Origin of the sequence: Romboutsia sp. 13368, assembly GCF_018336475.1 — a bacterium.
Lineage (GTDB): Bacteria > Bacillota > Clostridia > Peptostreptococcales > Peptostreptococcaceae > Romboutsia.
Window position 1 is genome coordinate 975,318 of sequence record NZ_CP048741.1, and the last position, 2,113, is coordinate 977,430.

The window sequence follows — 2,113 nt, forward strand, 5'->3', positions numbered from 1 at the left end:
TGTTATTATTTGTACATACAGTGTATATATACTATATACACACTGTATGTAYATTAAGAAGAGGTGATAAATTGAATATAAATATAAGTAATACTTCAACAATATCATTATATGAACAAATACAAACACAAATAAAAAGTCAGATACTAAATGGTAATTTAAANCCAGGAGAAGGGTTACCGTCTATTAGAAATTTAGCAAAAGAGTTGAAGGTAAGTATAATAACAACAAAAAGAGCCTATGAAGAATTAGAAAAAGATGGCTTTATACAAACAGTAATTGGAAAAGGTACCTTTGTATCAAATCAAAACACTGAAAGATTAAAAGAAATCACATTGTATGAAATAGAAAATAAGTTAGAAGAAATAATTAAACAAGCAAAAGCAGTTGGAGTAAGTTTAGAAGAAGGGATAGAAATATTTAAAAGTATTTATGAAGAAGTATAGGAGGGCTTATTATGAATGCAGTTGAAATTAGAAATTTAAGCAAAGATTTAGGCGATTTTAAACTAAGTATAGATAGTATAGATATACCAAAAGGATTTATAACTGGATTTATAGGTCCTAATGGTAGTGGTAAAACAACTACTATAAAATTAATAATGAATATGTTAAAAAAAGATAGTGGAACTATAAAAATATTTGATAAAGAATATAAGGATGATGATTTATCTATAAAAGAACAAATAGGTTATGTTGGTGATATTTCTGGATACATGAAAGAAGTAAAACTAAAGGATATTAAGAAAAATATATCTTTAATTTATAAAAATTGGGACGAAAAATTATACAAATTCTACTTAAATAAATTTAATATAAATGAAAAGAAAGTATATAAAGAGTTATCTAAAGGTCAACAAAAAAAGTTTGAACTTATAATGACACTTTGCCACCATCCAAAATTAATAATAATGGACGAACCAACAGCAAACCTAGATCCTATAGTCAGAAATGAATTTATGGAAGTTTTACAAGAACATATGGAAAAAGATGGTTTAACTGTTTTTTATTCTACTCATATAACTTCGGATTTAGATAAAGTAGGAGATTATTTAGTATTTATATATAACGGAAAAATWATACTAAATRGWGATAAGGAAAGTATATTAGAAAATCACAAAATAATAAGAGGTAATAAAGAGCTATTAGACGATGATACTAAAAAATACCTTATATCATATCAAGAAAATTCTTTTGGATTTGATGGTTTAACTTCTGATTATAAAACTGCATATGAGATATTTGGGGAAGAAGTAGTATATGATAAAGCAAATTTAGAAGACATAATAATGTATTATACTAGGGGGTAGCATATGAGCAATGTTATAAATCTTACAAAAATGAGTTTTACAAACTTAAAATCAGTGTATAAGCAAATCTGGTTTGTATGGGTAATATGGATAGGAATAGCTATTTATAACCAGTTCTTTTTAAATATATTATTAGGGCTAACTGTTTTATTAACTCTATATCAAGTAATGGCTTACGAAGATCATAATAATATAGATTATTTAATAGCATATCTTCCWGTWAAAAGAAAWGAATATGTGTTATCTAGATATTTATTTGGAATTATAAATATATTATTATCTTCTATACTTTTATGTATAGTATACTTTGTATCAATAAAAATAACTACATCACAAGAAATGTCATTAGATATATTATTACCTACAAGTATAACATCAGCTATACTATCTATGTCTGTAATAATTCCTTTAGTTTTAAAGTTTGGTATAAATAAAGGAAGATTGTTTATGACTATRATAGTTATGCTTGTAAATACAGTACCAGCATCTATAGTATCAGAAATAAGCAATAATCCTAAGATGTTAGATACTATTATGAATATAATTAATAGCTTTGGGATGCCGTTACTTACTATTGTTATAAATATTTTTATAGTTTTAATATCTATATTTATAAGTATAAATTTATATAAAAATAAAGAAGTAAAAGAAGCGTAGTAATAATCTAAATAGATATTATATCAAACCTTAGATATATATAACTTTTAYAAAATGGCTCTGTTAGACAATTTCGTGATTATTAACCTTAAAAATTAGTTATAGTATAGTTACTAACTACGTTTAGTTGTAGCTTTTTATTATATA

3 protein-coding genes are annotated in these 2,113 nt (G+C 24.2%); all 3 read left to right on the forward strand.

Going from position 1 to position 2,113, the window contains the following annotated elements; all coding sequences use genetic code 11:
- The first annotated feature begins 71 nt into the window (after positions 1 to 71).
- The 3 genes from G3997_RS03970 to G3997_RS03980 are packed head-to-tail and all read left to right on the forward strand — an operon-like array spanning position 72 to position 1,966.
- The gene (locus G3997_RS03970; RefSeq protein ID WP_296649342.1) at positions 72 to 446 is read left to right on the forward strand and encodes a GntR family transcriptional regulator; all 375 of its coding nucleotides are present in this window, start codon (positions 72 to 74) and stop codon (positions 444 to 446) included.
- 11 nt (positions 447 to 457) lie between these two features.
- The gene (locus G3997_RS03975) at positions 458 to 1,309 is read left to right on the forward strand and encodes an ABC transporter ATP-binding protein (RefSeq protein WP_296648459.1); all 852 of its coding nucleotides are present in this window, start codon (positions 458 to 460) and stop codon (positions 1,307 to 1,309) included.
- A 3-nt stretch (positions 1,310 to 1,312) separates the two neighbouring features.
- Positions 1,313 to 1,966, forward strand: a complete 654-nt coding sequence (locus G3997_RS03980; RefSeq protein ID WP_296648463.1) for an ABC-2 transporter permease — start codon at positions 1,313 to 1,315, stop codon at positions 1,964 to 1,966.
- Positions 1,967 to 2,113: the final 147 nt, after the last annotated feature.